Source organism: Methylobacterium aquaticum (assembly GCF_001043915.1).
GTDB lineage: Bacteria > Pseudomonadota > Alphaproteobacteria > Rhizobiales > Beijerinckiaceae > Methylobacterium > Methylobacterium aquaticum.
The window spans coordinates 38,081-53,680 of the sequence record NZ_LABX01000103.1; the positions used below are offsets into that span (position 1 = coordinate 38,081).

Consider the following 15,600-nt stretch of genomic DNA (forward strand, 5'->3'; position numbering starts at 1 on the left):
TGTTGCCCGATCTGGACACTCGCCAGATCACCGGCACGAGCGGCGATCCACGCTGCCCCCCTGGGAGGAGAGACCAGCATGAGGACGATGCCGGACGCAACCCGCGACGAGGCGGTCATCACCGCCCTTGTGGCGGCCTTGGGCGAGAAGGCGGTGCTCACCGGCGCCGAGCGGCCGGCCCGCAATGCCTCCGACTGGAGCACGCTCGGGCCGCAACCCGCCCTCGCGGTGGTGCGGCCCACCACCACCGAGGCGGTCGCCGCCGCGATGCGGATCTGTGCCGCCCACGGCGTGCCGGTGGTGCCGCAGGGCGGGCTCACCGGCCTGTGCGGGGGCGCCCGGCCGCTGCCCGGCGCGGTCGCCCTGTCGCTGGAGCGGATGACCGGGATCGAGGCGATCGACCCGGCCTCGGCCACCATGACGGTCTGGGCCGGCACGCCGCTCCAGGTGGTGCAGGAGGCCGCCGATGCGGCCGGCTTCCTGATCCCGCTCGATCTCGGGGCCCGGGGCTCCTGCGCCATCGGCGGCAACGCCTCGACCAATGCCGGCGGCAACCGGGTCATCCGCTACGGCATGACCCGCGAGATGATCCTCGGCCTGGAGGTGGTCCTGCCCGATGGCGGCATCGTCACCACCCTCAACCGGATGATCAAGAACAACGCCGGCTACGACCTCAAGCACCTGTTCATCGGCTCGGAAGGGACGCTCGGCGTCATCACCCGGCTGGTGCTGCGGCTCTTTCCCAAACCCGCCTGCACCCTCGCGGCGCTCTGCGCCCTGCCGGATTATGCCTCCGTCGTCGGCCTTCTCGCGGCGGCCCGCCGGGGCCTCGGCCCGATGCTGTCGGCCTTCGAGGTGATGTGGCCGGATTACTGGGAGACGATCGCCATGACGCCCGGGGTGCGGGTGCCGCTGCCGCACGGCCATGCCGTCTATTGCCTGATCGAGGCGCAAGGGACCGACGAGACCTTCGACGCGCCGCGCTTCGAGGCGTGGCTGGAGGCGCAAGCCGAGGCGGGCCTGCTCGCCGATGCGGTCCTGTCCCGCTCGCTCGCCGACGTGAAGACGTTCTGGGGCGTCCGCGATGCCTGCTCGGAATTTCCGCAGGTGCTCGGGCCGCACGAGCCCTTCGATATCGGCCTGCCGGTGGCGGCCATGGACGAGTACGTGCGGGCCTGCAAGGCGGCGCTGAGCCAGCGCCTGCCCGGCGCCTTCGCGCTGTTCTACGGCCATATCGGCGACGGCAACCTGCACATCGTCGCCGGGCTGAAGGGCGCGAGCCCCCAGCCGAAAGACGTGATCCAGGAGGTCGTCTACGGCCTGGTGCGCGAGTTCGGCGGCACGGTCTCGGCCGAGCACGGCATCGGCCTGACCAAGAAGCCCTGGCTCGGCCATGTCCGCTCCGAGGCCGAGATCGCCCTGATGCGGCGCCTCAAGGCGGCGATGGATCCGAATGGGGTTCTCAATCCCGGCAAGGTGGTGTGATATACCGCTACGCGGAAGAAATCCTGGTTTGGGGCCGATCGGCGGGGAGGCTGGCCAAGCCGGATTTCCTCCGTGCCGCGGTATACCAACGGTCGTTGAAAACGACCTTTGGTATCACGCCTCCACGAGGAACCGCGCCAGTTCCTCCCGCGCCAGCACCCGCGCGAGGGAATCCTCGGCCGGGCCGTCCACCGCCATCAGCAGGCCGCCGCAGACCAGGCCGCGGCCGGTGACCGCGTAGCGCAGGGCGCAGGCGGGTTCGAGCATGCCGGGCCGGACGACGAAGCCCTGCATGGTGCCGGGCCGCTCGCTGCGGCCGATCACCGTTTCCAGGCCCGCGACCCGGCCGGCGACCGCGAACGGCACCAGGCCGAGGCGCCGGCCGCCCTGGCGGGCCTGGACCCGGCGCGGCCCCTCGACGGCGACCAGGGTCTCGGGCGCGAGCTGCGCGAAGGCCCGGAAGGTCAGGGGACCGCCCTCCTGCGCGGCGAAGCGGTCGATCACCGCGAGGCCCGACAGGTCGTGCGGCAGCACGAAGATCCGCAGGTGGCGGATGCCCGGCCCGTGCACGCTCGTCTCGATCGCGTGGGCGACCGCCCCCGGCAGGGCGAGGCTGCCGCGGTGGAGGCCGCGCCCGGCGACCGGCTCGGTGCCGTCGATCACCGCGACGTTGTGGGCGCGGGCCGAGAGCAGGTAGTGGCGCGCCGCCCCGGCCTCGACCTGCTCCGAGCCGCCGGCCTCGACGATCCAGCGGGTCGCGCCCGCCGCGTAGACGAAGGACGTGCAATCGGCGTGGCCCTGCGGCGAGGTCTCCGCGAAGGTGCAGGCGAAATGGGCCCAGCCGCGCCCGGCGGTCTCGTGGCGGGCCGACAGGCCATCGGGCAGGAGCGTCGAGGAGGAGGCGGCCGGCATGGGAGCGGCCGGCCGCTGCGCCACCACCAGCCCGGCGGTGCCGCGCAGCCGGGCGATCCAGCCGGCATCGTCGGTGCCGGACAACACCTCGCCGAAGGGCGGCAGCCGCCCGCCCGGATCGAGGAGGCCGGCGAGATCCGCAAGGGCCGCCTCCGTCCGGGCGGCGACGAGGGGGCCGGGCGCCGCCTCGCCGAGGGGCTCGCGCAGGGCCCGCCCGAGGGTGACGAGGTCGAGCCGGCGATGGAGCGAGGATTCCGCGAAGCGGCCGTCCGCCGGAAGGAGGGCGTCCACGCCCTCGCCCAGGCTCTCGCGGGCGAGCCCGTCCCAATGCGCCGACAGCGGCAGGCGCGGCAGGGCGCGGGCGAGGGCGAGCAGGGCCGCCGCGGCTTGGAGCTGGTGCAGGCTCCGCCCGAAGGTGTTCTGCCCGACCATCTCCGCCAGGGCGAAGCCGTGCCGCACCGCCTCGCCGGTCAGGAGCGCAGCCGCCGCCCCGGCGCCCGGCAGGGCGAGGAGCCCGATCCACGTCTCGGCCCGGGCCGGCAGGGCGCCCGGATGCAGGCTCAGCGGATCGGCCGGCTGGCCCCAGGGATTGGCCCGCGACCACGCCTGGGCGAGGCCGAGCGCCCGGGCCGGCGCCGCCTCGGCCAGCGGCAGCAGCCAGGTCAGCGACTGGTAGGCGAGGCGCCAGGGGATGGCGCGGGAGGGCACGGCCCGGAACGGATCCTCGCGGAAATCCGGGCTCTCCGGCAGGGTCCAGTCCGGGCAGCCGGCGAGGCGCAAGGACAGGCCGCCATCGGGCCGCAGCACCACCGGGCGCTCGGCCTCGGACCGCAAGGACCGGGCGCGGGCGAGCGGCAGGGCGGCGGCCCCGGCCTCGCCGGGGCCCGGGATCCAGGCCGCCTCGGCGCCCGGATCGTGCCGGAGCCGGGCCGAGAGGCGCGCGAGGAAGCCTGGGGCGTCGAGGAGGTCGTCACCGCACAGGCTCTCGAGCCGGAAACCGTCCTCGAGCGCCACTTCCGGCGGTCCGAGCAGCTCCACGACCGGCAGCCGCTCGCCCTCCTCCTCCCAGGTGCAGAAGCCGAGATCGAGGGAGGTGGCGCCCGGCGGCGGCTCCAGGTCGAGGGTGAAGCGGCGCGCCTGCGGTTGGGCCGGCAGGTTGATCGCCGCCCCTAATCCCGGCTCCTCCGCACCCGGCCTCGCCCCCAGGCCCGGCACCGCCACGGTGCCCGGATAGGGCGGCGGGATCTCCGCCCCGTCGCGGTCGCGGTAGACGAGGCTCACCCGTGCGGCGTGCTCGGTCGACCGCGCGGCGTGGATCTGCCCGCGCACCACGAGGCCGAGGCCCGGGACGAGGCCGTGGCGCAGGGGCGCGGGATGCGGTCCGAGGCGGCGGCGGCGGAACCCGCCAGGCCCCAGGGCCGCCCCGGGGCGCAGGCGCGGCGTGGCGAGCGTGATCCCTTCGGTGTTGCGCCAGGAGCGGAGCGTGAGCGCGAGGCCGCGGGCCTGGGGCGGCACCCCGAACGCCACCCGCACCGGCGCCGCCCGGACCAGTTCGCTGCCGGCGGGCTGGCAGGCCGGGCCGGCGATCCAGGCGCTGTGGGGATCGAGCAGGGTGCGGGCGAGGCCCGGCACGTGCTCGACGTCGAGGCTCGACCCGTCGGCGGCCAGGAAGTCGAAGCCCGCGAGGAGGAAGTCGAGGGCCTGTCCCCCCTCCTCCTCCTCCGTCCAGGCGAGGCGCACCTCCAGGCAGCACCACACCTCCGCCGGCAGGTGGCGGAAGGTCAGCTGCACCCGCGACCAGCGGTTGTTGGCGCTGATCGCGTGCTCGCCCTCGTGCGTCCCCGGCCTGGCCCCGCCCGCGTAGCGGGCCTGGACCGGGAGGAAGACCGGCTCGGAGGGCAGCAGGGCCGGAAGCATGGTGCGGACGAGGGACGGGTGCGAGCAGGGTACCCCGCGGCAGTGCCGGGCGGCGGCCATCCCTGTCAAGGCGCGGGAGCGCCGCCACACCCGCTTCCCACCGAGCGAACTCGCCAGCTTCGCCAGCCTCGGGCAAGGTAGCGCTTCTAAATCCTCGGTTACGCGGCGGGGCCCGGGCGTCGGGTCGTTTCGGCACAGCTCCAAGGAGTGACGGGGACATGGAGAGGCTCGCGTGACGGGGATCTACCTGTTCGATCTCGCCTCGATGCACGGCCGCTACCTGTCGGTGCGCCAGTCGACGATCGCCGGCAACGTGGCCAACGCCAACACCCAGGGCTACAAGGCCCGGGACGTCGCGCCCTTCGCCCAGGTGCTCGCCGGCACCGGCGCCGACATGGCGGCGACCGCCCAGGCCCATCTCCACGCCCCGGGCCTCGGGGTGCCGGTGCGGCCCGACAAGTCCGGCTGGGACGTGCTCGAGACCGCGAGCGGCGTCAGCCTGGAGCAGGAGATGCTGAAGGCGAGCGAGGTGTCGCGTCAGCACAACCTCGATGTCGGGGTGGTGCGCAGCTTCCACCGCATGCTGATGTCGGCCGTGAGGAGCGGATCGTGATCGACCCCCTGATGACGGCCACCCGCCTCGCCAGCGCGGGCCTCGAAGCCCAGTCCCTGCGCATGCGGGTGGTGTCGGAGAACCTCGCCAACGTCCAGTCGACGGGCGATGTGCCGGGGGCCGACCCCTATTCGCGCAAGACCGTGACCTTCAAGGCCGAGCTCGACCGGGCGGTGGGGGCCGCCTCGGTCAAGGTGCGCGACATCGATATCGACAAGACCCCGTTCCGCGTCGAGTACGACCCGAGCAACCCGGCGGCGGACCAGAACGGCAACGTCAAGCTGCCGAACGTGAACGCCCTGATCGAGATGGCCGACATGCGCGAGGCCAACCGCTCCTACGAAGCCAACCTACAGGTGATCAAGCAGGCCCGCGCCATGGTGGCCAGCGTGATCGACCTCCTGAGGACATGAGCATCCGATGATCGAGGCCCTCACCCTCTCCGCCTTCGACCTGGCCGCGGCTTCCTCCCGCCCCGAGGGCGCCTCCGTTCAGCGGGCGACGCTGCCCCCGGTGACCGGAGCGGCTGTTCCCGGTGCCGACGGCGCCGCTCCGGCGGATTTCGGGCAGATCATGGCGAGCTTCGCCACCGGCATGCGCAACGACCTGCGCGCCGGCGAGGCCGCGGCGATCGCCGGCATCCAGGGCAAGGCCTCGACCCAGCAGGTCGTCGAGGCGGTGATGTCCGCCGAGCAGAGTCTCCAGACCGCGGTCGCCATCCGCGACAAGGTCGTGGCCGCCTATCTCGAACTGAGCCGCATGGCGATCTGAGGATTTCACGAAAGATGAGAGCGCTCGCCGTCGCCGCCACGGGCATGTCCGCCCAGCAGCTCAACCTCGAAGTCATCGCCAACAACATCGCCAACCTGAACACCACCGGGTTCAAGGGGGCGCGGGCCGAGTTCACCGACCTGCTCTACCAGGCCGAGCGGCAGCAGGGCGTGCCCAACCAGTCCGGCCAGGAGGCGATCCCCGAGGGCGCGATGCTCGGCCTCGGCGTGCGCGCGGCGGCGATCCGCAACCTGCACCGCCAGGGCCAGCTCACCAACACGGCCAACCAGCTCGATCTCGCCATCAACGGCCGCGGCTACTTCCAGATCACCAGCCCGAGCGGCGAGATCAACTACACCCGCGCCGGCGCCTTCAACAAGAACGCCACCGGCCAGCTCGTCACGCTCGAGGGCTATACCGTCGATCCCGCGATCCTGATCCCGAACAACGCCACCGAGATCACCATCAACCAATCGGGCCAGGTCTTCGCCAAGGTCGACGGGCAGGTGGCGCAGCAGAATATCGGCCAGATCACCATCGCCAACTTCGCCAACGAGTCGGGGCTGGAGCCCCTCGGCAACGGCCTCTACCGCGAGACCCCGGCCTCGGGCGCGGCGGTGATCGGCAATCCGGGCGATGCCAGCTACGGCAAGCTCCAGCAGGGCTACCTCGAAGGCTCGAACGTCGATCCGGTCAAGGAGATCACCAGCCTGATCACCGCCCAGCGCTCGTTCGAGATGAACTCCAAGGTGATCCAGGCCGTCGACGAGATGGCCAGCACGGTCTCCAAGGGCATCCGGTGAGCCGGGATCCGGTCGTTCCGACGTCCGGCCCCCGACCTCGGTGAGACTGCCACGCCGCCGGTCCAAGGCGGCGCCCCTCCTCCCGGCGCGACACCCCATGTCATCCTCTCTCCGGCATCCCCGTCTCCGGCCTTCCCGCCTGGTCCTGGCGCTCGTCGTCGGCCTCTGCCTGCCGGCCGCCCTCGGCGTGGCCGCCCCGGCCCCGTCGCCGCCCACGGGGTCGCCCACCGGGTCGCCGGCCGCCGCCGCGGCGAACGAGATGCTGCTGCCGGTGCCGACCGTGACGATCTATCCGGGCGACACGATCAAGGAGTCGATGCTGCGGCTCCAGTCCTATCCGACGACCTTCCGGGCCCGGGCGGCGGTGATCGACGCGCCGATGGCCATCGTCGGGCGCACCGCCCGCCGGATGCTGCTGCCGGGCGAGCCGGTGCCGGTCAACGCCGTCGACGATCCGCGCCTCGTCAGCCGCGGCACGCCGACCCAGATGATCTTCGAGGAGAACGGCCTCGTCATCACGGCGGTCGGGGCGCCGTTGCAGAATGGCGGCCTCGGCGAGACCATCCGGGTGCGCAACACCGACACCAACCGCATCGTTCTGGGCACCGTGATGGCCGACGGGCGCATCAGGATCGGCGGGTTCTGATGCGGGCCCGGTTCCGCATCGTCCTCGCCCGCGTCGTCTCGGCCTTGGCCGTCGCCCTGGTGCCGGCCGTCCCGGCGCGCGCCGCCGCCCCGGTCATCGCCAGCGGCGGCTATGCCCGGATCAAGGACGTCGCCAGCCTCAAGGGCGTGCGCGACAACCAGATCGTCGGCTACGGCCTGGTCACCGGCCTCCAGGGCACCGGCGACACCCTGCGCAACGCCCAGTTCACCGAGCAGGCGCTGCAATCGATGCTCGACCGGATGGGCATCAACGTGCGCGATGCGCGCCTGCGCACCCGCAACGTCGCCGCCGTGATGGTGACGGCCGACCTGCCTCCTTACGTCGGCGCCGGCTCGCGCATCGACGTGACGGTGACCTCCCTCGGCGACGCGACCTCCCTGCGTGGCGGCACGCTGCTGATGACGCCCCTGTCCGGCGGAGACGGCAACGTCTACGCCGCCGCGCAGGGGCCGCTCGCCGTTTCGGGTTTCTCGGCGCAGGGCCAGGCCGAGCAGCTGACGCAGGGCGTGCCGACCGCCGGCCGCATCCCCAACGGCGCGCTCATCGAGCGCGAGGTGCCGGGCGCGTTCCGCGACCTGCCCGAGCTGGTCTTCGAGCTGAAGAATCCCGACTTCAAGACCGCCACGATGGTGGCCGACGCCATCAACGCCTACGCGATCGGCCGCTTCCGCCGCCGCATCGCCAGCCCGCGCGACCAGCGCTCGGTGGTGCTCCAGCGCCCCCGCGACATGGTCCTGCCGCGCCTCGTCGCCGAGATCGGCGACCTGACGATCCAGCCCGACGTGCCGGCCCGGGTCGTGGTCGACCAGCGCACCGGCACGGTGGTGATCGGCCGCAACGTGCAGATCTCCACGGTCGCGGTCACCCACGGCAACCTCACGGTGCGGGTCACCGAGACGCCGGAAGTGTCGCAGCCCGCCCCCTTCTCCAACGGCCAGACCACGGTGGTGCCGCGCACGGAGGTGGCGGCCCGCGAGGAGCAGGGCAAGCTCGCGGTGCTCGGCGGCTCCGACCTTCAGACCCTGGTGCGCGGCCTCAACCAGGTCGGCCTCAAGCCGACCGACATCATCGCGATCCTCCAGGCGGTGAAGACCGCCGGCGCCCTCCAGGCGGAGCTCGTCGTCCAATGACCCGGATCCTCCTCACGGCCCGCCTGCTGGCACTCTCCCTGGCCGTCGCCGGCCCGGCTCTCGCCGCCGGCGACGGCCATGGCGGTGGCGCGGCGAGCGACCCGGCCAAGGACGCGGCGATGCGCGCCATCGCCGCCCGCGACGCCCCCAAGGAGCCGACCGCCCAGGACTTCGCCGCCGGGGGAGCCGCCAAGGACCCGGCCAAGACCGGCTATTGCGCCACCATCGCGGATGCCGCGGCCGATGCCCGCTTCGCCTGGCAGAAGGAGCAGCTCGCCGCGCTTGAGAAGCAGGTCGAGGAGCGCATCCGCCGCCTCGAGGAGAAGCGCGCCGAGTACGAGGCGGTGGTCCAGCGCCGCAAGGAATTCCTGGCCAAGGCCGACGAGAGCGTGGTGGCGGTCTACGCCAAGATGCGGGCCGATGCCGCGGCGCTCCAGCTCACCAACATGCCCGAGGACAACGCCGCGGCGATCCTGGTGAAGCTCAACGCCCGGACGGCGAGCGCGGTGCTCGCCGAGATGGAGGCGTCCCGCGCCGCGTCGCTGGCCCGCAAGATGGCCGAGGCCGGCCGCCGCAAGGACAACGAGAGATCGTGATGACCCCCCCGTTCCCGGCCGCCCGCCTCCTCACTCTCCGCCTGCTTCCCTTGGCCGTCGCGGGCCTCGCGCTCGCCGGGTGCCAGAGCAGGCTCGACGAGTTCGGCCGCCCGCCGAGCCTGACGCCGATCGGCACCGGGCTCGCCGCCCCGCGCGAGGCCCTGCCCTCGACCTTCGGCTCGCTCCAGAGCCGGCACAGCTACCACTCGACCTGGTCGCCGGCGAGCGCCGACCTGTTTCAGGATCCCCGCGCCCGCAACATCGGCGACGTGCTGACCGTCAGCATCCTGATCAACGACAAGGCGCAGTTCGACAATGCCAGCGACCGCTCGCGCAGCCAGAAGTCGAGCCTCGGCTTCGATTTCGGCTACGGCGTCTCCGGGCTGAAGGATTCGGCCACCGCCGATACCGGCATCCGGTCCGGCACCGAGACCAAGGGCCAGGGCACCATCGACCGCAAGGAGAACCTGAGCCTGTCGATCGCCGCCGTGATCACCGAGGTGCTGCCGAACGGCAACCTCCTGATCAGCGGCTCGCAGGAGATCCGGGTCAACAACGAGGTGCGGGTGCTCAACGTCGCCGGCATCGTGCGGCCGCGCGACATCTCGCGCAAGAACACCATCGACTACGACAAGATCGCCGAGGCCCGGGTCTCCTATGGCGGCCGCGGCCGGCTCAGCGACGTGCAGGCGCCGACCCTCGGCCAGCAGATCTTCGAGACCGTCGCGCCGTTCTGACGGCCCGAACCTGGGGGACGCGCGATGGCGGACAAGGACGAGAAGAAGAAGGGCGGCGGCAAGGCGTGGATCGGCGCCCTCGCCCTCTGCACCCTGGTGGCGATCGGCACCGGCGGCGGCCTCGGCATGTACCTGATGTCGAGCGTCGAGAAGGCGGTCGACCAGAAGACCCGCGAGGCGCAGGAGCACGAGAAGGCCGCCAAGGTCCTGAACTATTCCGGCGACCTGACCCTGCGCAGCGTCGGCTCGGTGGTGACGAACCTCGCCGAGCCGGCCGATTCCTGGATCCGGCTCGAATCCTCGGTGGTGTTCAAGACCGGCAGCCTGCCGACCCCGGACATCACGGTGGCGGAGATCAAGGCCGACATGATCGCCTATCTGCGCACGCTCTCGACGGCCCAGATCGAGGGGGCGAGCGGCTTGCAGCATCTGCGCGAGGATCTCAACGAGCGCGTGTCCTTGCGCACCAAGGGGGCGATCCGCGAGCTGATCGTCGAGGTCCTGGTGGTGCAATGAGCGGTTGTCCAGTCCGTCGACGCACCCTCCTCGCCCTCGCGACCGCCGCCTTCCTGCTCCTGCCGGCCGGCGCCGCCCTGGCCCAGGGCGCGGCGGGCGGCGCGGCCGGCAGCGTCACGGGCATCCCGGGTCTCGACGCGCTGCTGCCGCCGGGCAACGGCGCGGCGAGCGGGCGCATCCTCCAGCTCGTCGCCCTGCTCACGGTGCTCTCGCTCGCGCCGGGCTTGCTCGTGATGGTGACGAGCTTCACGCGCTTCGCCGTCGCCTTCTCGTTCCTGCGCTCGGGGCTCGGCCTCCAGAGCACGCCCGCCAACCTCTTCCTCGTCAGCCTGTCGCTGTTCATGACCTTCTACGTCATGGCGCCGACCTTCGACCGGGCCTGGAGCGAGGGCGTGCGCCCGCTCCAGGAGAACCGGATCACCGAGGAGGAAGCCTTCACCCGCATCACCGACCCGTTCCGCGAGTTCATGTCGGCCCAGGTGCGCCCGAAGGATCTCCAGACCTTCCAGGATCTCGCCAGCCGCACCTTCCCGAAGGCTCAAGAAGGCGAGAAGATCGACCTGCGCATCCTGATCCCGGCCTTCATGATCTCGGAGCTGCGCCGCGGCTTCGAGATCGGCTTCCTGATCGCCCTGCCCTTCCTCGTCATCGACATGATCGTCTCGACGATCGTGATGTCGATGGGCATGATGATGCTGCCGCCGACGGTGATCTCGCTGCCGTTCAAGGTGCTGTTCTTCATCCTGATCGACGGCTGGAACCTGCTGGTGAGCGGGCTGGTCAAGTCGTTCTTCTAGATTCGTCTCAGAAAGAAGCGCGTGCGCCACCTGATCCGGAGGGCGCCCGTCATGACGCGCGCGACCTCTCGGGAAGCGGGTTCCCCTCTCCCGCCCCACTCCGTGCGGCATCCTCCCCCGCAGAGGGGGGAGGGGTCAGGCGCGCATCGTCGGCGACGGCTCCTGGTCCCGGCCCCGGCAGCAGCCGGTCGCTCTCGTCCTTCAGCGCCACCCCCGTGAGCCGCCGGCTCAGGGCCTGATCGATCAGCCAGTGCAGCTTGAACGCCGCCAGGTCCGGCGTCAGCCCCGCCGCCCGCACGTTCGACAGGCAGTTGCGCTCGGCGTCGGTCCGGCCCGGGCGCGGGTCGAAGGTGAGGTAGATCCCGAGGCTGTCGGGCGAGGACAGGCCGGGCCGCTCGCCGATCAGCACCGCGACGGCGCGGGCCCGGAGCAGCGCCCCGACCGCGTCGCTGAGGGCCACCCGGCTCTGCGTCGCCACCACCACCGGCGCGAGGCGCCAGCCCGCCCCGGTGAGCGCCGGCGTCAGCGCCGTGAGAAGCGGCACCGCCCCCTCGTGGATGGCGCGGGCCGAGAGGCCGTCCGCCACCACGAGCGCCAGGTCGACCGGGTCGCCCGCCGCCGCCGCCGCGAGCGCCGCCGTGGAGGCCGCGTCGAGCCGCCGCCCGAGATCGGGCCGGCGCAGGTAGGTCGCCCGGTCGGGCGCCGCCGAGGCCACCACCACGGACTCGAAGCCGAGCGCCGCGATCCCGGCCCGCACGCCGTCCACGTCGAGGGGCGTGTGGACCGCGTCGCGGGCCTGCGCATGGGCGAGGCCGAAGCGCAGCACTTCCCGGGTCGGCAGGCCCGATCCGGCGCGGCCGAGCGCGATGCGGGCCGGGGTCAGGGCGGCGAGGCGTCGCCAGGCGGCGGCCGGATCGTCCTCCCGGCTCACGCGGCAAGTTCCGGCGTGGTGGCAAGTCCCGGCGCGGCGGCGAGGAGCGGCGCTCCGCCGCCGGGCAGCAGGACCCCGTCGGCGTCGGTCAGCCCCATCCGGGCGAGCCATGCCGCGAATTCCGGCGCCCGCCTCAGCCCCATCACCTCGCGCAGGTAGAGCTGGTCGTGGAACGAGGTCGATTGATAGTTCAGCATCACGTCGTCGGCCCCCGGCACGCCCATGACGTAGGTCACGCCGGCGGCGCCGAGCAGCGTCAGCAGCGTGTCCATGTCGTCCTGGTCGGCCTCGGCATGATTGGTGTAGCAGACGTCGACCCCGAGCGGCACGCCCATCAGCTTGCCGCAGAAATGATCCTCTAGCCCGGCCCGGATGATCTCCTTGCCGTCGTAGAGGTATTCCGGGCCGATGAAGCCCACCACCGTGTTGACGAGGAGCGGCCGGAACGCGCGGGCCACCGCATAGGCCCGGGCCTCCAGGGTCTGCTGGTCGATGCCGTGATGGGCCTCCGCCGACAGCGCCGAGCCCTGGCCGGTCTCGAAATACATCACGTTGTCGCCCAGGGTGCCGCGCTTCTGCGCCAGGGCCGCCTCGTGCGCCTCCTTCAGCACCGCCAGCGTGACGCCGAACGAGGCGTTGGCTCCTTGCGTGCCTGCAATCGACTGGAACACGAGGTCGACCGGCACGCCGCGGTTCATCGCCTCCAGCGTCGTGGTCACGTGGGTGAGGACGCAGCCTTGCGTGGGGATCGCGAAGCGGTCGATCAGCTCGGCGAGGAGATGCAGCAGGCCGGTCAGGCCCTGCACCGAATCCGAGACCGGGTTGATGCCGATGCAGGCATCGCCGCAGCCGTAAGCCAGCCCGTCGAGGATCGACGCCGTGATGCCGGCGGGATCGTCGCTCGGGTGGTTCGGCTGGAGCCGGACCGCCAGCGTGCCGGGCAGCCCGATCGTGTTGCGCAGGCGCGTGACCACCCGGGCCTTGCGGGCGACCAGGATCAGGTCCTGGTTGCGCATGATCTTCGACACCGCGGCGGCGATTTCCGGTGTCACCCCGGGCGCGATCGCCGCCAGGGTCTCCGACGAGGCGGTGAGCAGGAATTCGCGGAAATCCCCGACCGTCAGATGGGCGATGCGGGCGAAGGCCGCGGCGTCGTGGCTGTCGAGGATCAGCCGGGTGACGTCGTCGGCCTCGTAGGGGATCAGCGGCCGGGCCAGGATGTCGGCCAGCGGCACCTCGGCGAGGCACCAGCGCGCCGCCATGCCTTCCTCGGCGCTCCCGGCCGCGAGGCCGGCGAGCCGGTCGCCGGAGCGCGGCGGGCTCGCCTTCGCCATCAGCTCGGCGAGATCGGCGAAGACGAAGGTTCGGGGTCCGACGACATGCCGATAGGTCATGGGCGATCGCTCATGCGGGGGCCTTCTTCCGGATGAACCTAACGCAGGCCGCCTTCGGCGTCATGAACCTCACGCAAGGCCGCCTTCGGCGTCAGGGCCCGTCTCCGCCGTCGAGATCGCCGCCACCGTGCGCTCGCCCGTCTCCGGCGCGCCGTCGGTCCGGGTGATGCGGACCTCCATGCCGGTTGGCGTCATCTCTCCGAACGGGGTCGCGAAGGCGATCTCGGCGGCGTCGCGTCCGGCCCCGATCCGCACCAGCCCGTCGAGATGGGCCTGACGGGTGGCGTCGAACAGCCACCAGCGGCCGTCGAGATAGGCTTCGAACACCGCGTGGAAGTCGCTCGGCACCAGTCCATCGGCGTAGCAGCTGACGAAGCGGGCCGGGATGCCGAGCGCCCGGCAGAAGGCGGCGCCGAGATGCGCAAAATCGCGGCACACCCCTGCCCGCTTCAGCAGCGTCTCGTCGGCAGTGGTCTCCTCGTCGCTGGCGCCGCGCACATAGGCGATGTGGTCGTGGATCCAGTTGCAGATCCGGGTCACCCGCGCGAAGCCGGGGGCGGTGTCGCCGAACTCGGCCTGCGCGAACGGCGCGAGCCGGTCGGAGGAGACGAAGCGGCTCGGCAGCAGGTAGGGCAGGATGGCAAGCGGCAGGTCCTTCACCGGCGTCTCGGCGATGCCGGCGGGATCGGCCCGATGGGGATCGAGAGTCACCTCCGCCGCGTAGTCGAGGCTGAACCGCCCGGGCGGCACCGTGACGGCGACGTAGCGGTTCCCGGTCTCCAGTGCGACGTGGCGCCGCAGGGGCAGGGCCGGTATCAGGTTGACCGTCTCCCGCAGGTCGCGATGGCGCTCCAGCCGGGCGACCTCCAGGTTGAAGATGAACACCGTCTCGGCCTCGACTTCATAGGCGAGATGGCAACCTACAGTGTAGCGCACGGCTTGAGTCCCTTCCCGCTGGCGGGATAGGGTAAGGCAAGAGCCGCGCCGAATCGGCGTGCGCCCCCGCTCCGCGGCGGTCCGATCCTTGCGTCACGTGGTTCAGCCCGCGTTCAGGCGCGGGTCGTCGGGCCCGGCAAGACCGGGATGAGCAGGAGGATGTACCGTGCACCGCTACTTCTTCGATCTCGATGCCGGAACCTGGGATGCCCGCGACGCGATCGGCGTCGTGCTCACCGATGCGGGCGCCGCCCATGCCGAGGCCGTTCAGGCCCTGCGCTCCTGCGCCCTCGACCCGGCCCGCGCCGCCGGAGCGATCCTCGCCATGAACGTCCGTGACGAAACCGGGCGGACGGTGTTCCGGGTGTCGCTGACAGCCGCGTAGGACGGGGCATCCCTCTGCACCGATGCGGCCCCCCGGAGCACGATCCGGGGGACGTTCGACGGGGTCAGATCATCGGCTTGCCGCCGGTCACCGCCACGGTGGCGCCCGAGACGTAGCTCGCCTCCTCGCTCGCCAGCATCACGTAGACGGGGCTGAGCTCGACCGGCTGGCCGGGGCGCTTCATCGGAACCTGGGAACCGAACTGGCGGACCTTCTCCTCCGGCATGGTCGAGGGGATCAGCGGCGTCCAGACCGGGCCGGGGGCGACGCAGTTCACCCGGATCTCCTTCTCGGCGAGCAGTTGCGCCAAGCCGCCGGTGAAGTTCTGGATCGCCCCCTTGGTGGTGGCGTAGGCGAGCAGGTGCGGGTTTGGCGTGTCGGCGTTGATCGAGGTGGTGTTGATGATCGCCGCACCCGGCCGCATGTGCGGCACCGCCGCCTTGGTCAGGTAGAACATCGCGTGGATGTTGGTGCGGAACGTGACGTCCCACTCCTCGTCGCTCAGTTCCTCGATCGACTGGACGGTGGCCTGGTGAGCGGCGTTGTTCACCAGCACGTCGACCCGACCGAACGCCGCCACGGCCTTCTCGACGATGGCGCGGCAATGGTCCGGATCCTTGATGTCGCCCGGCACCAGCACCGCCTTGCGGCCGGCGGATTCGACCAGCCTCGCAGTCTCGCGGGCATCGTCGTGCTCGTCGTAATAGGCGATCAGCACGTCGGCGCCCTCGCGGGCGAAGGCCAGGGCCACCGCCTTGCCGATGCCGCTGTCGCCGCCGGTGATGATCGCCTTGCGGTCGGCGAGCCGGCCCGAGCCCCGGTAGCGGGTCTCGCCGTAATCGGGCCGGGGGTCCATTCCGGCGTCGTGCCCGGGCATCGGGATCGGCCTCTGCCGGTCGAAGGGCGGCTTCGGGAAGGGTGACGTCGTGACGTCGGTCATGGTCGGACTCCGTGGCTGCGGGGAGCGGCGCGGAGGCGTCGCTGCGGGTGGTGTCGCGGTGCCCGAACAA

17 protein-coding genes are annotated in these 15,600 nt (G+C 71.9%); 12 read left to right on the forward strand and 5 right to left on the reverse strand.

What is annotated here, in order from left to right:
* Positions 1-78: 78 nt before the first annotated feature.
* Positions 79-1,485 (forward strand): FAD-binding oxidoreductase, encoded by a 1,407-nt coding sequence (locus tag VP06_RS14040; RefSeq protein ID WP_048464398.1) that lies wholly within the window; start codon positions 79-81, stop codon positions 1,483-1,485.
* Positions 1,486-1,599: 114 nt separating this feature from the next.
* Here the strand turns inward: VP06_RS14040 and VP06_RS14045 are convergent, their stop codons facing one another.
* On the reverse strand, positions 1,600-4,374 hold the full coding sequence (locus tag VP06_RS14045; RefSeq protein ID WP_245291175.1) for a heparinase II/III domain-containing protein: 2,775 nt from the start codon (positions 4,372-4,374) through the stop codon (positions 1,600-1,602).
* A gap of 172 nt (positions 4,375-4,546) precedes the next feature.
* Here VP06_RS14045 and flgB point away from each other — a divergent pair, with 172 nt between their 5' ends.
* From flgB to fliP, 10 genes are all read left to right on the forward strand, one after another.
* Positions 4,547-4,927 carry a flagellar basal body rod protein FlgB gene (gene flgB, locus VP06_RS14050; protein WP_156295590.1) on the forward strand — a complete coding sequence of 127 codons (381 nt, stop codon included), beginning with the start codon at positions 4,547-4,549 and terminating at the stop codon, positions 4,925-4,927.
* Positions 4,924-5,340 (forward strand): flagellar basal body rod protein FlgC, encoded by a 417-nt coding sequence (gene flgC / locus VP06_RS14055; protein WP_048464399.1) that lies wholly within the window; start codon positions 4,924-4,926, stop codon positions 5,338-5,340. Before flgB ends, flgC begins: the two co-directional genes overlap by 4 nt.
* Positions 5,341-5,347: 7 nt before the next feature.
* The gene (gene fliE / locus VP06_RS14060) at positions 5,348-5,698 is read left to right on the forward strand and encodes a flagellar hook-basal body complex protein FliE (protein WP_048464400.1); all 351 of its coding nucleotides are present in this window, start codon (positions 5,348-5,350) and stop codon (positions 5,696-5,698) included.
* Between the two features lie 14 nt (positions 5,699-5,712).
* The gene (flgG, locus tag VP06_RS14065; protein ID WP_048464401.1) at positions 5,713-6,501 is read left to right on the forward strand and encodes a flagellar basal-body rod protein FlgG; all 789 of its coding nucleotides are present in this window, start codon (positions 5,713-5,715) and stop codon (positions 6,499-6,501) included.
* A gap of 97 nt (positions 6,502-6,598) precedes the next feature.
* On the forward strand, positions 6,599-7,147 hold the full coding sequence (gene flgA, locus VP06_RS14070; protein WP_053081785.1) for a flagellar basal body P-ring formation chaperone FlgA: 549 nt from the start codon (positions 6,599-6,601) through the stop codon (positions 7,145-7,147).
* A complete protein-coding gene (flgI, locus tag VP06_RS14075; RefSeq protein ID WP_048464402.1) occupies positions 7,147-8,298 on the forward strand; it encodes a flagellar basal body P-ring protein FlgI in 1,152 nt (383 codons plus the stop codon). Before flgA ends, flgI begins: the two co-directional genes overlap by 1 nt.
* Positions 8,299-8,303: 5 nt before the next feature.
* On the forward strand, positions 8,304-8,894 hold the full coding sequence (locus VP06_RS14080) for a MotE family protein (protein WP_048464433.1): 591 nt from the start codon (positions 8,304-8,306) through the stop codon (positions 8,892-8,894).
* A complete protein-coding gene (flgH, locus tag VP06_RS14085; protein WP_048464403.1) occupies positions 8,894-9,631 on the forward strand; it encodes a flagellar basal body L-ring protein FlgH in 738 nt (245 codons plus the stop codon). The genes VP06_RS14080 and flgH overlap by 1 nt, the downstream gene beginning before the upstream one ends.
* A 24-nt stretch (positions 9,632-9,655) precedes the next feature.
* Positions 9,656-10,147: a flagellar basal body-associated FliL family protein gene (locus tag VP06_RS14090; RefSeq protein ID WP_048464404.1), complete on the forward strand. Its 492-nt coding sequence runs from the start codon at positions 9,656-9,658 to the stop codon at positions 10,145-10,147.
* Positions 10,144-10,944, forward strand: coding sequence for a flagellar type III secretion system pore protein FliP (gene fliP / locus VP06_RS14095; RefSeq protein WP_197093206.1), 801 nt, complete (start codon positions 10,144-10,146; stop codon positions 10,942-10,944). The genes VP06_RS14090 and fliP overlap by 4 nt, the downstream gene beginning before the upstream one ends.
* 49 nt (positions 10,945-10,993) lie before the next feature.
* Here fliP and eutC read toward each other — a convergent pair whose 3' ends face one another.
* The 3 genes from eutC to VP06_RS14110 form a co-directional block, all read right to left on the reverse strand.
* A complete protein-coding gene (gene eutC, locus VP06_RS14100) occupies positions 10,994-11,875 on the reverse strand; it encodes an ethanolamine ammonia-lyase subunit EutC (protein ID WP_048464405.1) in 882 nt (293 codons plus the stop codon).
* Positions 11,872-13,269 (reverse strand): ethanolamine ammonia-lyase subunit EutB, encoded by a 1,398-nt coding sequence (locus tag VP06_RS14105; RefSeq protein WP_048464406.1) that lies wholly within the window; start codon positions 13,267-13,269, stop codon positions 11,872-11,874. Before VP06_RS14105 ends, eutC begins: the two co-directional genes overlap by 4 nt.
* A 69-nt stretch (positions 13,270-13,338) precedes the next feature.
* Positions 13,339-14,205 (reverse strand): transglutaminase-like domain-containing protein, encoded by an 867-nt coding sequence (locus VP06_RS14110; protein WP_048464407.1) that lies wholly within the window; start codon positions 14,203-14,205, stop codon positions 13,339-13,341.
* A 166-nt stretch (positions 14,206-14,371) separates the two neighbouring features.
* Here VP06_RS14110 and VP06_RS14115 point away from each other — a divergent pair, with 166 nt between their 5' ends.
* Positions 14,372-14,590: a DUF6894 family protein gene (locus tag VP06_RS14115; protein ID WP_048464408.1), complete on the forward strand. Its 219-nt coding sequence runs from the start codon at positions 14,372-14,374 to the stop codon at positions 14,588-14,590.
* A gap of 64 nt (positions 14,591-14,654) precedes the next feature.
* Here VP06_RS14115 and VP06_RS14120 read toward each other — a convergent pair whose 3' ends face one another.
* Entirely contained in the window at positions 14,655-15,530 is an 876-nt protein-coding gene (locus VP06_RS14120) for an SDR family oxidoreductase (protein ID WP_048464409.1), read from the reverse strand.
* Positions 15,531-15,600: the final 70 nt, after the last annotated feature.

Excerpts from the sequence above, each read along its gene's own strand:
- VP06_RS14105 (WP_048464406.1), bottom strand. The coding sequence starts at position 13,269 with ATGACCTATCGGCATGTCGTCGGACCCCGAACCTTCGTCTTCGCCGAT.
- VP06_RS14090 (WP_048464404.1), top strand. The coding sequence starts at position 9,656 with ATGGCGGACAAGGACGAGAAGAAGAAGGGCGGCGGCAAGGCGTGGATC.
- VP06_RS14040 (WP_048464398.1), top strand. The coding sequence starts at position 79 with ATGAGGACGATGCCGGACGCAACCCGCGACGAGGCGGTCATCACCGCC.
- fliP (WP_197093206.1), top strand. The coding sequence starts at position 10,144 with ATGAGCGGTTGTCCAGTCCGTCGACGCACCCTCCTCGCCCTCGCGACC.
- flgG (WP_048464401.1), top strand. The coding sequence starts at position 5,713 with ATGAGAGCGCTCGCCGTCGCCGCCACGGGCATGTCCGCCCAGCAGCTC.
- flgI (WP_048464402.1), top strand. The coding sequence starts at position 7,147 with ATGCGGGCCCGGTTCCGCATCGTCCTCGCCCGCGTCGTCTCGGCCTTG.
- flgA (WP_053081785.1), top strand. The coding sequence starts at position 6,599 with ATGTCATCCTCTCTCCGGCATCCCCGTCTCCGGCCTTCCCGCCTGGTC.
- flgH (WP_048464403.1), top strand. The coding sequence starts at position 8,894 with ATGACCCCCCCGTTCCCGGCCGCCCGCCTCCTCACTCTCCGCCTGCTT.
- VP06_RS14120 (WP_048464409.1), bottom strand. The coding sequence starts at position 15,530 with ATGACCGACGTCACGACGTCACCCTTCCCGAAGCCGCCCTTCGACCGG.
- VP06_RS14045 (WP_245291175.1), bottom strand. The coding sequence starts at position 4,374 with ATGGCCGCCGCCCGGCACTGCCGCGGGGTACCCTGCTCGCACCCGTCC.
- fliE (WP_048464400.1), top strand. The coding sequence starts at position 5,348 with ATGATCGAGGCCCTCACCCTCTCCGCCTTCGACCTGGCCGCGGCTTCC.